The sequence below is a fragment of the Sphingobacterium humi genome (assembly GCF_009768885.1).
Lineage (GTDB): Bacteria > Bacteroidota > Bacteroidia > Sphingobacteriales > Sphingobacteriaceae > Sphingobacterium > Sphingobacterium humi.
Window position 1 is genome coordinate 162,387 of sequence record NZ_WSQA01000002.1, and the last position, 16,932, is coordinate 179,318.

14 protein-coding genes are annotated in these 16,932 nt (G+C 44.2%); 5 read left to right on the plus strand and 9 right to left on the minus strand.

Annotated features, from left to right (window positions below):
* The first annotated feature begins 13 nt into the window (after positions 1 to 13).
* From GQF63_RS03110 to GQF63_RS03120, 3 genes are all read left to right on the plus strand, one after another.
* The gene (locus GQF63_RS03110; protein ID WP_160367653.1) at positions 14 to 1,303 is read left to right on the plus strand and encodes a BamA/TamA family outer membrane protein; all 1,290 of its coding nucleotides are present in this window, start codon (positions 14 to 16) and stop codon (positions 1,301 to 1,303) included.
* 41 nt (positions 1,304 to 1,344) lie between these two features.
* A complete protein-coding gene (locus GQF63_RS03115; protein ID WP_160367654.1) occupies positions 1,345 to 3,438 on the plus strand; it encodes a TonB-dependent receptor in 2,094 nt (697 codons plus the stop codon).
* Between the two features lie 457 nt (positions 3,439 to 3,895).
* The gene (locus GQF63_RS03120) at positions 3,896 to 4,207 is read left to right on the plus strand and encodes an antibiotic biosynthesis monooxygenase (RefSeq protein ID WP_160367655.1); all 312 of its coding nucleotides are present in this window, start codon (positions 3,896 to 3,898) and stop codon (positions 4,205 to 4,207) included.
* On the opposite strand, the gene GQF63_RS03125 is transcribed toward GQF63_RS03120, so the two are convergent.
* From GQF63_RS03125 to GQF63_RS03170, 9 genes are all read right to left on the minus strand, one after another.
* Positions 4,204 to 5,958 (minus strand): HAMP domain-containing sensor histidine kinase, encoded by a 1,755-nt coding sequence (locus GQF63_RS03125; protein WP_160367656.1) that lies wholly within the window; start codon positions 5,956 to 5,958, stop codon positions 4,204 to 4,206. The genes GQF63_RS03120 and GQF63_RS03125 overlap by 4 nt on opposite strands.
* The gene (locus GQF63_RS03130) at positions 5,955 to 7,079 is read right to left on the minus strand and encodes a sensor protein KdpD (RefSeq protein ID WP_160367657.1); all 1,125 of its coding nucleotides are present in this window, start codon (positions 7,077 to 7,079) and stop codon (positions 5,955 to 5,957) included. Before GQF63_RS03130 ends, GQF63_RS03125 begins: the two co-directional genes overlap by 4 nt.
* Positions 7,080 to 7,097: 18 nt before the next feature.
* Positions 7,098 to 8,177: a porin gene (locus GQF63_RS03135; protein ID WP_160367658.1), complete on the minus strand. Its 1,080-nt coding sequence runs from the start codon at positions 8,175 to 8,177 to the stop codon at positions 7,098 to 7,100.
* On the minus strand, positions 8,167 to 8,754 hold the full coding sequence (gene kdpC, locus GQF63_RS03140) for a K(+)-transporting ATPase subunit C (RefSeq protein ID WP_160367659.1): 588 nt from the start codon (positions 8,752 to 8,754) through the stop codon (positions 8,167 to 8,169). The genes GQF63_RS03135 and kdpC overlap by 11 nt, the downstream gene beginning before the upstream one ends.
* Before the next feature lie 12 nt (positions 8,755 to 8,766).
* Complete coding sequence (gene kdpB, locus GQF63_RS03145; RefSeq protein ID WP_160367660.1) at positions 8,767 to 10,776, minus strand: potassium-transporting ATPase subunit KdpB; 2,010 nt, start codon at positions 10,774 to 10,776, stop codon at positions 8,767 to 8,769.
* Between the two features lie 11 nt (positions 10,777 to 10,787).
* Entirely contained in the window at positions 10,788 to 12,476 is a 1,689-nt protein-coding gene (gene kdpA, locus GQF63_RS03150) for a potassium-transporting ATPase subunit KdpA (RefSeq protein WP_160367661.1), read from the minus strand.
* 92 nt (positions 12,477 to 12,568) lie between these two features.
* Positions 12,569 to 12,904 (minus strand): DUF7674 family protein, encoded by a 336-nt coding sequence (locus GQF63_RS03160; RefSeq protein ID WP_160367662.1) that lies wholly within the window; start codon positions 12,902 to 12,904, stop codon positions 12,569 to 12,571.
* A gap of 95 nt (positions 12,905 to 12,999) precedes the next feature.
* Entirely contained in the window at positions 13,000 to 13,359 is a 360-nt protein-coding gene (locus GQF63_RS03165; protein ID WP_160367663.1) for a DUF7674 family protein, read from the minus strand.
* Positions 13,360 to 13,516: 157 nt separating this feature from the next.
* The gene (locus GQF63_RS03170) at positions 13,517 to 14,860 is read right to left on the minus strand and encodes a sigma-54-dependent transcriptional regulator (RefSeq protein ID WP_160367664.1); all 1,344 of its coding nucleotides are present in this window, start codon (positions 14,858 to 14,860) and stop codon (positions 13,517 to 13,519) included.
* Between the two features lie 108 nt (positions 14,861 to 14,968).
* On the opposite strand from GQF63_RS03170, the gene GQF63_RS03175 reads away from it, so the two are divergent.
* Together GQF63_RS03175 and GQF63_RS03180 are read left to right on the plus strand one after the other, a co-directional pair.
* Positions 14,969 to 15,640 carry a response regulator transcription factor gene (locus GQF63_RS03175; RefSeq protein ID WP_160367665.1) on the plus strand — a complete coding sequence of 224 codons (672 nt, stop codon included), beginning with the start codon at positions 14,969 to 14,971 and terminating at the stop codon, positions 15,638 to 15,640.
* Positions 15,641 to 16,918 carry a sensor histidine kinase gene (locus GQF63_RS03180; protein WP_160367666.1) on the plus strand — a complete coding sequence of 426 codons (1,278 nt, stop codon included), beginning with the start codon at positions 15,641 to 15,643 and terminating at the stop codon, positions 16,916 to 16,918.
* Positions 16,919 to 16,932: the final 14 nt, after the last annotated feature.

Sequence of the window (16,932 nt, forward strand, 5' to 3'; positions counted from 1 at the left end):
CCGAAATCAGGCCATGCGCATCTCCTTACTCCTTTCCGTTTTCTTTTCTATCTTTTCTTTAACAGCCAGCGCACAACAAATTGAAATTCAAGATACCCTTTCCAATCGGGAGGCTTTAGAAAAGCAACAGAAAATAGATAGCTTATACGATATTGTTGACTTATTTAAAGATATAATCCCCTCCAAAAAGAAAAAAGAGGATAAACCAAAAAAGCGATCCGCCATTTCCTACCTCCCCAATATTAATTACAACCCATCCATTGGCGCCCAAATAGGCATCAAGGCCGTGGGCGGAAAAGTCCTCGGCAACCAGCCAAACACCAGCATGTCTATTGCTGCTGCAGCCTTAAGCTATACCACCCGAGGTATTATGGTGGGCTATTTAATTCACGATATTTATACCCCTTCCAATACTTGGAATATCAAAGGAAACGTGATGGTGGCTAAAGCGGTGGGATTAGATTATGGCTTAGGTATCGGAGAACCCCTCCCCAACCCGACCGAGGAAGAATTAATCATCAATAATCCTGATAGAAAACGATTCGTCAATAAATTCACGGCCTATACCATTAGCGAACGGATCTACAAACAGTTATTTCCCGGAGCCTTCGTCGGCGCCGGTGTGTTTTTCGAGTTAAAGCGAAACCTAGAAACCGTAGGTAGCGAACCGGGCATGTCGCCAACGGAAATTTACAGTCGCTGGAACAACTTCGACCCTCAGAACATCAACAACAACGGGCTTATGCTAAATATGCAGTATATGACCCGCGATAACCCCAATTCAGCTTATAAGGGGATGTATATTGATGTAGTGATGCGCATGAACCAAAAATGGTTGGGCAGCGAGCATTACGCCTACCAATTGCAAACCGACTTTCGAAAATATTGGCAACTTTCCGAAAGCCGACCAAACCATGTCCTGGCCTTTTGGAACTACGGATCCTATAAACTGGGTGGCAAACTTTCGTACATCGACCTTCCCGGCACCAGCAAAGACCCTTATGCACGTAGCGGACGCGGCTATACCATGGGCTATTTTAAAGGACTTTCCTTTTTCTATTCGGAATTGGAATACCGATACCCGATTTTGCGAAATCAGTTTTTAAGCGGGGTGGTATTTGCCAATGTACAAACCACGAACGATCAAATGGGAACGAAGCTATTCCAAAAATGGCAACCCGCCGCAGGGGCTGGATTAAGACTCCTCTTTAATAAGGCTACCCGAACAAATCTATGTATAGACTATGCCTTCGGACGTTTCGGACAAAGAGGCCTATTCTTAGGTTTAAATGACGCTTTTTAAGATATTTTTAGGTATTTTGCAGCCTTTACAACCTAATAAATATGCATTTTCCCACACGAAAATTAATTTTCACTGTTCTTAGTATTTGTTCGCCAACCGTCTTATTATTTGCACAACAAATAAACCCCGACACCAGTCTTGCTGAAATAGCACCCATCGAAATCAAAGCGCATTTTAATGCGCAGGCCATGCTCGACTTAACGAGTTCAGCACGGGTAGTCAGTCATAAGCTTCTCAACGCTCAAAATTCAACAAGCATCCTTTCAGGTATGAATAGCACGCCCGGCATCCGCATGGAAGAACGATCGCCCGGCAGCTACCGCTTGGCCATGCGTGGCAGTATGATCCGCTCCCCTTTCGGCGTCCGCAATACCAAAATCTATTTAGATGAAATACCCTTCACCGATGCCAGCGGAAATACCTACTTAAATCTACTCGATCCGGTAGGCATCGAACATATTCAAGTGTTAAAAGGCCCCGATGGCTCTTTATATGGCCCCAATACCGGCGGCGTGGTTCGCATTATCCCTTTCGGCCTGGATTTACAGAAACGAGAAGAAAAATCATTACTCCTATCCGGAGGCTCCTATGGCCAATTTCATGAACAACTGACGTTTGCCCATCAGGTTAATAAAAACTATCATTTCTCCATTAATCAAGCATATTTACGCTCCGATGGCTATAGACAGCAGAGCGCATTGGACAAAAAATTCATCCAAACCGCCCATCAATGGAATTATAACGAACGAGGGCAATTGAAAATTTTAGCGCTTTATAGTGACTTAGGCTACGAAACACCGGGCGGCTTAACCGAGCAACAGTATCATGATAACCCCGCACAAGCAAGACCCGCAGGCGGCCCCTTCCCGAGTGCCGCAGACCAGAAAGCGGCTATTTACAATAAAACAGGCTTAGCAGGTATCACTCATACCTACCGATTCAGCGACCATTTATCGCATGTACTAACTGTATTCGGCACGCATACCGATTTTAAAAACCCATTCGTTACCAACTATGAAACCCGCATAGAAAAAAACCTGGGCTTACGTACCTACATGGCCTACCAGAATCAAGGTCAGGAGGAAATTCAATGGGAAATGCAATTGGGTGCTGAAGGTCAAAAGGGCTGGTATGCCATTAAAAACTACGATAACAACTTCGGCAGCAAAGGCGAGCTGCAATACAACGATCAATTAGAAAACTTGCAGCATTTCTATTTCTATCGTGCCAAAGCAAAGCTGATGCAAAAATTAATCGTCGAAGGATCCATCGGTTTAAACTTTAACAATATAGACTTTAAACGCAATAATCCCGACGAAGATGCCATTAACGGGCATAAGGGCTTTGATCCGTCCTGGATGCCTCGTTTAGGCCTTGCTTATAGCTTACTGCCTGAATTGGCAGCCCGAGCTTCCATTTCTAAAGGCTATTCCACCCCAACGATCTCCGAAGTACGCTCCTCCGATAACCAAATCAACCAAGCGCTGAATCCCGAAGATGGCACCAACTATGAAGTTGGCCTACGCTACGAGTCGAAGCAACGTCGCTTTATTGCCGATATTGGCGCGTATCGGTTCAACATGAAAAATGGCATCATCCGCCAATTGAATGATGCGGGTGCGGAATTCTTCAGCAATGCAGGCGCCATCACCCAAAAAGGACTGGAAGCCAGCATCATTAGCCAAATCATTAGCCCCGAACAAGATTTATTTCTACGCAGCCTCATCCTGTCTAGCAACCTGACTTATCAGCATTACCGCTTCAAATCCTATAAATCAGGTAATCAAGACTTCTCCGGTAATAAATTAACGTCCATCCCCGACTGGATCTGGGTAAACACACTATCCATCGGCCTACCAAAACAATTGGAACTAAACCTTTACCATAATTTTACCTCATCCATCCCTTTAAACGATGGCAACACCTTCTACGCTGATAAGTACCACTTGCTGCAGGCAAAACTAGCCTGGACAACAAAAATCTGGAAGAAGCATAGCATACAGTTTTTTACTGGAGTAGATAATCTGCTGAATGAAAAATATAGCTTAGGAAACGATATTAATGCAATGGGAAACCGATTTTTTAACGCGGCAGCACCGAGGAATTATTATGGCGGTGTGAAGGTGGGAATGTAGGAGGGCCTTAGTAGTTAGTAGTTAGTAGTTTTGCCATCGTACTGTCATCGTGAGCGGAGTCGAACGACTGGTACGTCAGTGCAATCAACCATATGTAACAATCTAATTAACAAGCTGTTAATAAGCGTAAAATGCTTGTATAAATGCACTGACGTACCAGTCGTTCGTGGTTCGACTCCGCTCACCATGACAAAGCGATGACAAAGCGATAACAAAGCGATGACAGCACGTGCTAAACACTATGTACTAACAAAAAACCACGCTCCCCCCTTGCTCCTCCCTTTCACTCCCCTTTCTCACCCGTATCAATCCCCTTTGCAAAGGGCTGAACAAGGCCTAACCAACAGCTTTAAAAAGCCAGAACAAAACCACAATAAGGCGTCATGCTAAAATCAGTTCTTACTTTCCAACATAAAACAGTAACTTCATGACTGTTAATCACTTAATAAAATAGCTCATGAAAACTATCACGCGCATATGGCATGGGATTACCAAAAAGGAAGATGCAGATATTTACCTCAATTACCTGACCAGCACCGGCATGAAGGATTACCGCAGCACCAAAGGCAATATTTCCGCTAAGGTATTAAGGCGTATCGATCATGATATCTGCCACTTCATGACTGTTACAGAATGGGAGTCCACGGGAAGTATCCAGCAATTTGCAGGTGAGCATTTCCAAAAAGCCAGATACTATCCAGAGGACAAAAAATACTTACTCGAATTCGAGGAGTTTGTGACCCATTTTGAAACCTACGATTTCGATTAGGCGCCCACCTTGTGGATAGGAATGGCAAATGAAAAGGTACTGCCTACCCCTAAGGTACTATCGACATAAATGCTGCCGCCTTGGTTTTCGATAAAGTCTTTACTAATCGATAAGCCTAAGCCTGTTCCCGTACGTAGGGATCCGGGAATCTGAAAATAACGGTCGAAGACCCGGTTCTTATAGGAACTGTCGATTCCTTTACCATGATCTTGCACGGAAAACACCAATTTATCCAAGTTTCGTTTCAAGCGCACGATAATTTGGGAATGCTCCGGCGAGTAGCGAATGGCATTGGTTATAAAATTGGTCAATACCCAAGCTGTTTTCTCTTCATCGATAAAGACTTTAGGCAAATCTTCGTCGAGCTCGGTAACCAGTTCAATATCTTTTTGCTTGGCCTGCAGCTGTGTCGCCTGTAAGGCATAGGTAATAACCGGCATCGGATTGCTCCACTGCGCGAAAAGCTTAATATTACCGGTTTCTACTTGCGATACATTCAACAATTCGGAGGTAATGCGCAACAGGCGTTCACTATCATCCTTAATGCCGTCCATTAATTTCTTTTGGTTTTCACTCAGCTCCCCAGTTTTCGGGTGATTCAACAATTCCAACCCCATCTGTATGGAGGCAATTGGCGTTTTTAGCTCATGTGAAACTGTGGCTATAAAATTAGTTTTCGCCACATCCAACTCCTTAAAGGTGGTGATATTTTTCAGGATAATCACCTCACCTACATGCTGTAGCGACTCCTCACCTGTAGGAACAATATCAATCGGATAGACCTGCTTCTCGAAAAAGGATTCTTTGTTATCGGCAAAAATACTCAGGGTATTTTCTGCAAAAGCGCCCTGCTCCTGCTGTTCCTGCTGAGGATCTTGTTTGGAAAGGATCCGTTGCACCAAATCATTGCCAGCTGCCAGTTCTTTCAAACTCTTCTGCTTAATATCATCCCGATTTAAACCGGTAAGTTGTAAGGCCTCATCGTTGATAAATAGAATTTCCATTTTATCGTTCAACCCAATTACCGGATCGTGCATGCTGTTTACTAAAGCCTCTACCCGCTTCTTTTCCTGCAATATGCGATCGAGCTTGCTGTTTGCATATTCCTGCAAGCGCTCAGCCATCGTATTAAAGGAGCTGGCCAGGTCCACAAATTCCGAATCGCCGGTAAAATAAAGGCGTTGATTGTAATTTTGCTTCGCAATCTCTTTAATACTGTTGGTTAGTTTTTTAATCGGATCGGCAATATTACTTGGTAAGTTCACAAAGAGCACGAAGGCAATTAAAAAGCTTAAGGCTCCTAACACGGAAATCAGCAAAAAGGCTTCTCGCGCTAAGACTTGCGCATGGTCATTCTTCTTCACAATGGCCGCCATATTCACGTTCATCAGGTTCACCAGCTCTTCCCGAAACTCTTTTGCTGTTTGTACATCCTGCGGATTCTCCAACAAATAGCCTAGCTTCTGCTCCAGCTTCTCGGTAATTTCCTTCTCACTTAATTCCGTTACGTTCTGCTTTTGCAGTTTGAGGTTCTGATGCAGTTTATCTACACTCTCGGGATGGCCAGCCGATAGTTGATCGGCGGCACCAATCATATTGCGGGCATATTCCACCGACAGGTAATTGGCGGCAAGCACATTCTCCGCATCCTTTTTTAAGGCACTCACATACCAAGTGCTAAAAATGGCCAGCAATAGGATCATGATAAACAGTAAGCCTATGCCTATATTTAATTTCGTTTTGATTCTCATGATAAGATGATTAAATCTACTTGAACAGGTTCCAATTTTTTCAACAACTTTCTAAAAAGCCCCATCGTCCATAATATCCTAAAAAATGGCCATTTCGGACGCCCGATACACAAGGTCGTAATCCGCATTTGGATCACTTGCTCTACGATAAGTTCCGGCACATCCTTCCCCTGCACATGTAATACCTGCCCGCCCAATTCGGTTGCCAATTTAAAGTTATTTATTAAGAATCGTTGTTTATCTAAGGCTATTTTATTCGTACCCTCCTTCGGCGTTTGCACATACAACACATACCATTCGGCCTGGTAGTAATTGGCCATACGGCTGGTTTTACGAATCAAGTTCCTCGCTTTCTTCTCGTCGGTACCAATGCATACCATAAAGCGTTCCAATCGCCATTTCGGTTCACGAATGGTAGTCTTCTCATGCTTTTTAATGGTATGGGATGCAATTTCCTTCACCGCCAGTTCGCGTAGCAATTGCAAATGCTCCTCTTGAAAGAAATTCGCTAAGGCCGTTTCAATTTTTTCCTTTTTATAAATCTTCCCCTCCTTCAAGCGACCAATAAGATCCTCCACACTGATATCGATCAATAAGAGCTCGTCGGCCATATCGATCACCTTATCAGGCACCCGTTCCTTCACTTCCACCTTGAAATAGGCCGCCAGTTCGATCTGCAAACTCTCTACATGCTGAATATTAATGGCGGAGATAACGTTGATGCCTGCTTCCAAAATTTCCAGCACATCTTGCCAGCGCTTCTCATTTTTGCTACCCGGAATATTGGTATGCGCCAATTCATCAATAACCACCACCTCGGGCTTCAGTTTCAAAATCAAGTCTAAATCCAGCTCTTCCAGCTCATTGCCTTTGTAGTAAAGACGCCTTCTAGGCAAAATAGGCAGGCCCTGAAGCAAAGCCTCCGTTTCCTGCCTACCATGTGTTTCTACATAGCCAATCTTTACGGGAATACCGTTGTTTACCAAGTTATGTGCTTCCTGCAACATGCGATAGGTTTTCCCTACCCCGGCACACATGCCGAGGTATATCTTGAATTTCCCGCGTCGGGATTGCTTCAAGAGGTCCAGGAAAAACTCCGCCGATTTACGTTGGTATTCCATCTTCAATTGGGTATATCATTAAAATCGCCATCCTATACTCGTTGTAAAACAGGCTTGCCTATCGGTATAGTTCGCCGTTCCTTTTTTGAATATAGCGCCATCACTGTTTAAGTAACGGAATTCTGAGCGCCAAAAAAGATCAGGTTGAATCTGCATATCAAATCCCAATGAACCGCCAATTACCTTTTTAGGCAAGGGGTCCATACTTCCAAACATGGCGTCATCGCCATCGTTATAGTATTCGCCCCGTGCATTCAAGCGATATCGGTCGCTAATGGCATATTGCAACTGTAAGCCCGTTGTCCACCAGTTTAAGGTTTTGCTGCTATGCGCTTGCTTTTGCATGCCATAATCAAATAAAGCCAACAGCTTTACTTGTTCGTGCACTTGCACCTGCATATAAAAGTCGTGAAAAAAACGTAAACTATCAGGTCCTTCATTTCCGATATAGGAACTGCTGTTGAACAAGAGGTTCTCGTTGGGTTGATAGGTTAACTGATGGCCGAATGACATGCCTTTACTGCTTTCGGGAAGCTGGATTTTTTGCCATCCATTGAGGGCCAATACCGCAACATACCAATCGCCCTTAGCATTCGTATAGCTCAGCTTGGCACCGGTTTCAAAGTAAGGTGAATTTTCGGCAGCAATACTGCGGGTAAGGCTGATATTGTCGATACCAATCGCACTCTCTGGCCCGATATGGGAAGGCATGATCCCGGCATCGAACCAGATGTTGTGCGACTTACTCAACTTAACGCCAATATTTGCCTCGTAAATATTCTTGTACACGCCTTCTTCAGCAGCATAATTCGCATTCATATACGATCCTGCAGCCAGGCCAACTTGCCCCCGTAGCCAGTCGCCATCATAGGACGCCTTGACCATCGCGAGGTTTACAGCAACCTCATTACTGCGGTTATGGCTATAAACCAAGCCTGATTTCTGATGGGTAGCAGGCTTGTTAAAATCGTAACTGTAATAACTCTCTACATACCCTCCGAAGGATAGTGGATTTTTTGTAGAGTCCTTGTCTTCCTGAGCCAACGCTGAACTGGCAGAAAAACAAAACATTCCCATTAACAGTTGTTTAATTTGCATGCTGACCTCCTTTCATGCTTGATAAGGCATCCAATGCTAAATTCAATTTTAAAACATGGACTTTCTTTGGACCAAACATGCCCCAAAGTGGAGATTCAATATGCTTATTGACAAGTTCCTCCAGGGTGTCAAGGGCTAAATTGCGCTCCTTAGCTATACGCGGAATCTGCACTTTTGCACCCGCAACAGAAATATGAGGGTCTAGACCACTACCACTCGCAGTAATCATATCGGCAGGAATCTGGTTTCGTTCAACCCCCGGATTAATGGCCATGAATGCTTGTATCCGGGATTCCAATTCTTGCAGATATTCCTCGTTGGAAGGGCCTTTATTGCTGGCTCCTGACCCTGAAGCATCGTAATCTACTGCTGAAGGGCGTGACATAAAATAATTCGTATCGTTCATCGCTTGTCCGATATTGCTGTAGTACTTGTTTCCGTTGGCTTCTATAAGGAAACCTTCTCCTTTATTAGGTGCCAATTGAGCGACGGCCCATAAAGCCAAAGGATAAGCGACAGCCAACAGCACTAAACAAGCAACAGTTAGTCGGATAGCGGGTATAATATGCGTTTTCATTTTCTAGTGTATTTATAGTATAAAGGCTAATGCCATATCGATTAATTTGATGCCTATGAATGGGGCTAATAAGCCTCCAAATCCATAGATAAATAGGTTGCGACGTAATAAGGCCGAAGCACCGAGCGGCTTATAAGGCACCCCACGGAGGGCCAAAGGAATCAACATCGGAATTAACACCGCGTTGAAGATAATGGCCGAAAGAATGGCCGATTCAGGACTGGCCAATTGCATCACGTTTAAAGGTGCCAGCGCTGGAATGGCCATGATAAACAAGGCCGGGATAATGGCAAAATACTTCGCCACATCATTGGCAATACTAAAGGTGGTGAGGGTACCACGAGTCATCAGCAGCTGTTTACCAATTTCTACAATCTCAATAAGTTTGGTAGGGTCATTATCCAAATCCACCATATTACCGGCTTCTTTGGCGGCCTGGGTTCCACTGTTCATGGCGACACCAACATCGGCCTGAGCCAGGGCTGGCGCATCATTGGTACCATCGCCCATCATCGCCACCAATTTACCTTCCTGCTGTTCCTTACGGATGTAGTTCATCTTATCCTCGGGTTTTGCCTCCGCAATAAAATCGTCTACGCCGGCAGTTTTCGCAATAAAAGCGGCTGTTAAGGGGTTATCCCCAGTAACCATCACCGTTTTAATACCCATGCGGCGCAGGCGTGCAAAACGCTCTTGAATGCCCGGTTTAATAATATCCTGCAACTCCACAACGCCTAATACTTGTTCGTTTTCAATCACCACGAGTGGGGTTCCACCATTGGCTGCAATGGATTGCACGGTGTCTAGGGTTTCGGTTGGAAATGGATTGCCGGCATCCTCCACAATCTTCTTGATGGCATCGGTGGCTCCTTTACGAATGCGAACATTGCCGATGTCCAAGCCTGAACAACGGGTCTCTGCTGTAAACTTGATGAAGATTTCAGCTTCTTCTTTTGGGTTCGTTAAGTTTAATCCTGCTAATTCAACAATAGACTTTCCTTCAGGTGTTTCATCGTATTTAGAGCTTAATGCCGCAGCCTTCATCAAATGTTCATGCGCAACTTGCGGTGCCGCATGAAACTTGGTGGCCTTTCTATTCCCAATGGTAATCGTTCCGGTTTTATCCAGCAATAACACATCGATATCGCCGGCCGTTTCTACGGCTTTACCAGATTTGGTCAGCACATTAGCGCGTAAGGCTCTATCCATTCCGGCAATCCCGATGGCCGACAATAAGCCTCCAATGGTGGTTGGCACCAAGCACACAAATAGGGATATAAACGCCGCGATACTAATACCTACCTTAGCATATAAAGCGAAAGGACTTAAAGTAACCACCACCAGGATGAATACCATGGTAAATCCGGCCAGGAGAATGGTCAATGCGATTTCATTCGGTGTTTTTTGGCGTTTTGCTCCTTCTACCAAGGCTATCATCTTATCTAAGAAGCTTTCGCCGGCAGAAGCCGTCACAGTAACGGTTATTTCATCGGACAATACTTTGGTACCGCCCGTAACGGAGCTTTTATCACCTCCTGCTTCGCGGATCACGGGCGCAGACTCGCCAGTAATGGCACTCTCATCAATCGTAGCTAAGCCTTTGATAATTTCACCATCGGTTGGAATCACATCGCCTGCCACACAAACGAATACATCGCCTTTCTGCAAGGCGGAGGAAGCCACAACGCGGCCATCCTGTAACTTTGCCGGGGTTTCTTCACGGGTTTTGCGCAAGCTGTCGGCCTGTGCCTTACCCCTTGCCTCAGCAAGGGACTCGGCAAAATTGGCAAACAAAAGCGTAAGCAGCAGGATAATAAACACGCTGATGTTATAGCCCAGGCTGCCCTGATCGGTATTGCCCAACAATACAAGGACACATACCACCCCCATAATAACCGTAGCAATTTCTACAGTAAACATCACAGGGTTGCGGAACATTATTTTTGGATGAAGCTTCACAAAAGCTTGCTTGATAGATTCATTCAATAATTTCGGATCAAAAAATGAATTTTGAGCTTTCATATCTATTTTAATTAACGTAAAGTGAAATATTCAGCAATTGGACCTAAAGTCAACGCTGGGAAAAAGGATAAGGCGGCAACGAGGGCAATAACGGCCAGTACCATGAATCCGAAGGTATAAGTGTCAGTTTTTAAGGTTCCGGCACTATCAGGGATGTATTTTTTGCCTGCCAAGATACCTGCAATGGCTACCGGACCGATAATAGGTAAGAAACGTCCGAAGAGCAATACAATCCCGGTGCTGATATTCCACCATGGGGTGTTATCGCCTAATCCTTCAAAACCACTACCATTATTGGCTGCCGCAGAGGTGTACTCATACAACATTTCGGAGAAGCCATGGAAACCCGGATTGTTCAAGGTCGCTTCGCCATAGCCCGGAAAGGCTGCAGCTAAAGCAGTCCCTGTCAGAATAATAAAGGGATGAAGGAAAGCAATCAACATGGCAATTTTCATCTCCTTGGCTTCCACTTTCTTGCCCATAAATTCTGGCGTACGCCCAACCATCAAGCCGGAGATAAACACCGCTAGGATGATAAATATGAAGTAGTTTAAAATACCGACGCCACAACCGCCGAAAAAGGCATTAATCATCATGGCCAGCATTTCATTCATACCCGATAAAGCCATCGTGCTATCATGCATCGAGTTCACCGAACCTGTGGAAATAACCGTCGTTACGATAGACCAGAAGCCTGCCGCCCCGGAACCTATCCGGATATCTTTGCCTTCCATAGCACCCAAATCTTGGTTGACACCCAGGCGATCGATTGCCGGATTGCCCGCCATTTCCATATGTACGTTTGGAATCGCCAAGCATAAGAATCCGACCGTCATCACCGCAAATACAACGTAAGCAAACTTCCGCTTGCGGATGTAGAAACCAAAGGCAAATACCATCGCAATGGGAATGACAAATTGGGCAAACATCTCTGCAATATTGCTGATGAAGGTTGGGTTTTCAAACGGGTGATTGGAATTGACGCCGAAGAATCCTCCGCCGTTGGTGCCTACATGCTTGATGGCAATAAAGCCGGCTGCAGGACCGCGAGATACATCTACCGTATCACCAGCAAGGGTTACCATTTGGTCTTTCCCTTCAAAGGTCATCGGGGTGCCTTGGAAAATAAGGATCGTCGCAATGATAAAGGATAAAGGCAATAAGATGCGGGTACAAGATTTGATAAAGAACTGGTAAAAGTTACCCAAGGTCTTGGTAGTTTTGTCCCGAAAAGCCTTGAATACCATGGCGGCCGCAGCCATCCCTACCCCAGCACTTACAAACTGCAGGAACATCAGCATAAATTGACCAATGTAGCTCAATCCGCTTTCGCCGGAATAATGCTGAAGGTTACAGTTCACCACGAAGGATATCGCGGTATTTAAGGCTAAATCGGCACTCATGCCGGGGTTTCCATCAGGGTTCAATGGTAATAAATGCTGCCCCATCAACACGGCCATGGTTAGGAATAACCAAAATAAATTGATGGTTAATAAAGCTGTCAGGTTTTCCTTCCAAGTCATCTCCTTCATCGGATCGATCCCCGACAGCTTATATATAAACTGATCTATAGGCTTGAAAATACGGTCGAACATAGTTCGTTCGCCAAGATACACACGTGCTATATACCGACCCAAGGGAATCCCCAGAGCAATGGTAAATAGGAACATAAATAAAACACCTAATATTTCTGTATTCATTTTAGTATAAGGTTAAAATCGTTCCGGATAAACCAATACATATACGATGTATAGGAAAACCAGAATTGAAATAATTAATAAGGCTATCATGATTAATTTTCTAAAATCGTTTTCATATAAATGGATCGCATTTCCTTCGGCATATAGGCCATGTGCTTCTTCAGGCTTGCTGGCGATTCACATTTGGACAAGCGTTCCAAGAACTCATTTTCAATCGCATTGCGGATATGCAAGCTGCCATTGTAATAGAGAATACCCATAATGTTGATGGCTTCCTTGGCCAGGGCTTGCTCTTCGTCGCTACCCTCCAAGCATTCCATACAATAGTCGGCTACATTCTGTAATACCTTGTACTCGGATAATTCCCGATCCGAAGGCATACATTGTGGAAACCACTCATTTACGGTATTGATAATTTTGTTTTCCATGGTGTTAAATTTTATCGAAAAAATCGATGGATTTGTAGAAGATTGCGAAGCACAACAGGGCTATGGCAATCATAGCAAGGGTCATCATCTGTTTCTTATTTAAGGTGTTGCGATTGATAGGAAATGCGGAGCGGCTGAGGTAAGTGGCTCAATAGATTATGCCATTCCTTACTGCTGCATAAATGATCCATGCGCGAGAAGCTATACATAAACAAGTAATCGATACTCTGTCGAATGGCCCGATCACCACGTTCATAAAGCTGGCCTACGCATTGCAGTAAGCGATAGGCATGTTGGTACTTGCGTTGGGTGCAGACCTCCCGGAGGTAGGTCACCAGCACCTGCATCACCGGCATGGCCTGTGTTTGATCTGCCAAACTCTGTAGTCGTGGACTGATTTTCCGAATCCGCCGACCCACAAACTGTGACATCTCTGTTGAACTAATATTTTCCATTATCTGTTATTGTTTTCCAAGGCATGCCAATACAAATACCAAGAACTTGAAAAACACAACAAAACACTGATATACAGCTGTATAATAAATAATCAGAAACTTTAGGTCATAAAAAAGCCTATCAAAATGATAGGCTCTTTCTCAATATGGTAGGATATTAGAGTTGATACTCTTCAATTTTACGATATAAGGTGGCAATCCCGATGCCTAGTAATCTAGCCGCTTCGGCCTTATTCCCATGGGTATGGATTAACACCTTGCGGATATGATTCTTTTCTACTTCCTGCATGGCGTAGGAACTGCCTGAACTGCCCACGCTTTCATGATGTAAAAAGTCGTAAGGAAGATTTTCCTGGGTCAAGGTGCCCCCATCCATAAGGATTAGACTACGCTCTACGATATTCTTTAACTCCCGAACATTCCCTTTCCATACCCGGTTCATAAAGGCTTCCACATAAGAATCTTCAATCTTCGGCATCTTCAGGTTCATCTTGCTGGCACAAATACCTACAAAATAATTAATCAATAAGGGGATATCTATTTTCCGATCGTTTAACGAAGGTAAGCTGATGTTAAATACCGATAAGCGGTAGTATAAATCGGCCCTAAAATGACCGTCTTCTACTTCTTGTTCCAGGTTCCGATTCGTAGCCGCAATAATCCGGACATCGACCTTGCTGGGTTTACTTTCCCCCACTTTAAAGAACTCGCCGGTTTCTAATACCCGCAGAATCTTGGCTTGCAACTCCAAGGGCATCTCGCCCATCTCATCCAAAAACAAAGTGCCGCCATGGGCTTCTTCAAAGAGTCCTGATTTATCTTTCATAGCCCCGGTAAAGGAGCCAGCCACATGGCCAAACAACTCACTTTCCAGAATCTCCTTACTGAAAGCAGAACAATTGACTGCTACAAAGTTCTTCCCCCTACGTTTGCTGGCATAATGGATAGATTGGGCAAAAACTTCCTTACCTGTTCCGGTTTCACCGAGCAGCAAAACTGTCGTATCTGTAGGGGCCACTTTTTCACCTAAAGCGATAGCTTCTTTAAGTTCACGCGATTGCCCAACAATCTTATCAAAAGCATACTTCTTGCCCACTTGTTCTTCCAATCGGGCCAAACGCTTCGCCATGCCGGCCTTATCAAAGGCTTTATAGAGCAATGGAATGATTTTATTGTTATCATCGCCTTTGGTCATATAATCAAAAGCTCCATTCTTGATCGCCTGGACTCCATCGGCAATTTGCCCGAAGGCAGTCATCAGGATTACTTCCGCCAAAGGTTGCTGCTTTTTGATTTCAATGACAAAGTCTACCCCATTACCATCAGGAAGCTTCACATCGGAAATCACCACATCCACATCTTGCTGCTTTAAGCAGTGCAATCCTGCCTTCAGCGTGGCGGCTTGAAGAATTTCCAGATCCTCCCATTCCAGTTGAATAATACGGGCGAGTAGCTGCCGAAGTTTATCTTCATCGTCGATGATGAGCATCCGTTTTTGCATAAGGTACTTTCCTTGATTTGCTGGCTAATTTATAAAAAATTGAAATACCCCTCGCAGGATTCCAGATTCTTTTCAGATTCTTTCTGTTTAATTGTATTTTTAGAAAAGATGAAGATACTAATCATTGAAGACGAAATTGCACTACTACAAACCATGGAAGAGTTTCTACGCGCAGAAAACTTCCTGATCGAAACAGCCAACGATTACCCATCTGGCTTAGAAAAAGCAATGAACTATGCTTACGATTGTATCCTCTTGGATATCATGCTGCCAGGAGGTTCCGGACTATCCATATTAAAAGCACTAAAGGAAGAGCATCGCAAGCAGCCTGTATTGATCCTATCGGCCAAAGACGCCGTCGAAGATAAGGTACTAGGCCTGGAAATTGGTGCCGATGATTACCTGGCTAAGCCTTTCCACCTGGCCGAACTCCTAGCACGCATAAAAGCGATCATCCGCAGAAATGCCCAACAAGGGGAAAGCATGTTACAGTATAAGAATATTCAAATCGATCCCGATAACCGCCAAGTCATTGTGGGAGAAACGGAAATCAACTTTAATAGAAAGGAATACGATCTGTTCTATTATTTCATGCTTCGGCCTAATAAGCTGATGGAAAAAACGAGTCTGATTGAATCTGTATGGGGCGACCATACCGACCAAGCAGACAACTTAGATTTCATCTACTCGCAAATTAAGAATATCCGTAAAAAGCTACGTGATGCCGCTGCCGAGGTCGATATTCAGGCCGTATACGGTGTGGGTTATAAACTTGTATAAATGGCTGTTTCCATAAAATATTATACCAATCGGTTTCTCGCCTTTACCATTTTGATTATCATGGCGATCTGGGCTTTGCTATTCTACGCCTTCCTGATGGATGAGGTTTATGATAATGTAGACGATGGCCTCAAGAATCAAAAGATTGAAATCATCCGGGAAGCCTATAATAACCCATCCATTATCGAGGATAACAAGGTATATGGTATAAATCAGTTTCGTATCCTTCCTACGCAGGATCACAAAGATCTGGACAAGAATCATTTCTCCAGGGAGTTTATGTATATGCCCTACGATGAGGAAGATGAACCCTATCGGATTCTGCGCACCGGCTTTTACAGCAAAGATGGCAAAGCCTATCAACTCGAGATCCGGACATCTACCGTGGAAGAAGATGATTACCTCATTAACTTAGCCATTTCCTTACTGGTATTGTACTTAGTGATTGTATTAAGTATCCTGGTGATTAACTATTTCGTGATGAGCCGCGCCTGGAAACCCTTTAAGCAAATTCTTGCCAACCTCAGCTTATACCGCTTCGGACATGCCAAGAGTTTTACGCCGGTGCAAACCCAAGTTAAGGAGTTTGAAGAGCTCAATACGCGGGTGCTACAGATGATCGACCGGAACGAGCAAGTCTTCGAAGGGCAAAAACGCTTCTTAGAAAATGCCTCCCATGAATTGCAGACCCCATTAGCGATCACCATCGGTAAGTTGGACCTCATCTTACAGGATGATCATTTAACCGAACAGCAATTGGTTAAAATTGCCGATGCCAAGCAATCTTTACACCGGATGGTAGCCTTAAATAAGTCCTTATTGATGCTATCACGCATCGATAACAACCAATACAGCCAAATCGAGGACGTCAATTTTAACGAAAGAATGAAACGCTTGCTCGATGATTTCGAGGATATGATTCAGTATAAAGGCATCCAAGTTGACTTGGAAGAAACTGGAACATTTAGCAGCCGCTGTAACCTGGAACTGGTCGATATCCTGTTATCTAATCTATTGCGCAATGCTATTAAGCACAACGTCCAGGATGGAACAATAGCCATCAGTATGGATAGCCAAAAGCTACAAATCGCCAATAGCAGTCAATCTGGTGCTTTAAACCCCGATTACATCTTCCAACGGTTTCACAAAGGCAATCAAGATAGCCAATCATCGGGCTTAGGGCTATCCATTGTGCAAAGTATTCTGGAAAAATATACAGCCCTCCATATTTCCTATCAATACGAAGATGGCCTTCAAATCTTCCGTATTTATCAATAAAAACCGCTAGGATA

Excerpts from the sequence above, each read along its gene's own strand:
- GQF63_RS03110 (WP_160367653.1), top strand. The coding sequence starts at position 14 with ATGCGCATCTCCTTACTCCTTTCCGTTTTCTTTTCTATCTTTTCTTTA.
- GQF63_RS03115 (WP_160367654.1), top strand. The coding sequence starts at position 1,345 with ATGCATTTTCCCACACGAAAATTAATTTTCACTGTTCTTAGTATTTGT.
- GQF63_RS03120 (WP_160367655.1), top strand. The coding sequence starts at position 3,896 with ATGAAAACTATCACGCGCATATGGCATGGGATTACCAAAAAGGAAGAT.
- GQF63_RS03125 (WP_160367656.1), bottom strand. The coding sequence starts at position 5,958 with ATGAGAATCAAAACGAAATTAAATATAGGCATAGGCTTACTGTTTATC.
- GQF63_RS03130 (WP_160367657.1), bottom strand. The coding sequence starts at position 7,079 with ATGGAATACCAACGTAAATCGGCGGAGTTTTTCCTGGACCTCTTGAAG.
- GQF63_RS03135 (WP_160367658.1), bottom strand. The coding sequence starts at position 8,177 with ATGCAAATTAAACAACTGTTAATGGGAATGTTTTGTTTTTCTGCCAGT.
- kdpC (WP_160367659.1), bottom strand. The coding sequence starts at position 8,754 with ATGAAAACGCATATTATACCCGCTATCCGACTAACTGTTGCTTGTTTA.
- kdpB (WP_160367660.1), bottom strand. The coding sequence starts at position 10,776 with ATGAAAGCTCAAAATTCATTTTTTGATCCGAAATTATTGAATGAATCT.
- kdpA (WP_160367661.1), bottom strand. The coding sequence starts at position 12,476 with ATGAATACAGAAATATTAGGTGTTTTATTTATGTTCCTATTTACCATT.
- GQF63_RS03160 (WP_160367662.1), bottom strand. The coding sequence starts at position 12,904 with ATGGAAAACAAAATTATCAATACCGTAAATGAGTGGTTTCCACAATGT.
- GQF63_RS03165 (WP_160367663.1), bottom strand. The coding sequence starts at position 13,359 with ATGGAAAATATTAGTTCAACAGAGATGTCACAGTTTGTGGGTCGGCGG.
- GQF63_RS03170 (WP_160367664.1), bottom strand. The coding sequence starts at position 14,860 with ATGCAAAAACGGATGCTCATCATCGACGATGAAGATAAACTTCGGCAG.
- GQF63_RS03175 (WP_160367665.1), top strand. The coding sequence starts at position 14,969 with ATGAAGATACTAATCATTGAAGACGAAATTGCACTACTACAAACCATG.
- GQF63_RS03180 (WP_160367666.1), top strand. The coding sequence starts at position 15,641 with ATGGCTGTTTCCATAAAATATTATACCAATCGGTTTCTCGCCTTTACC.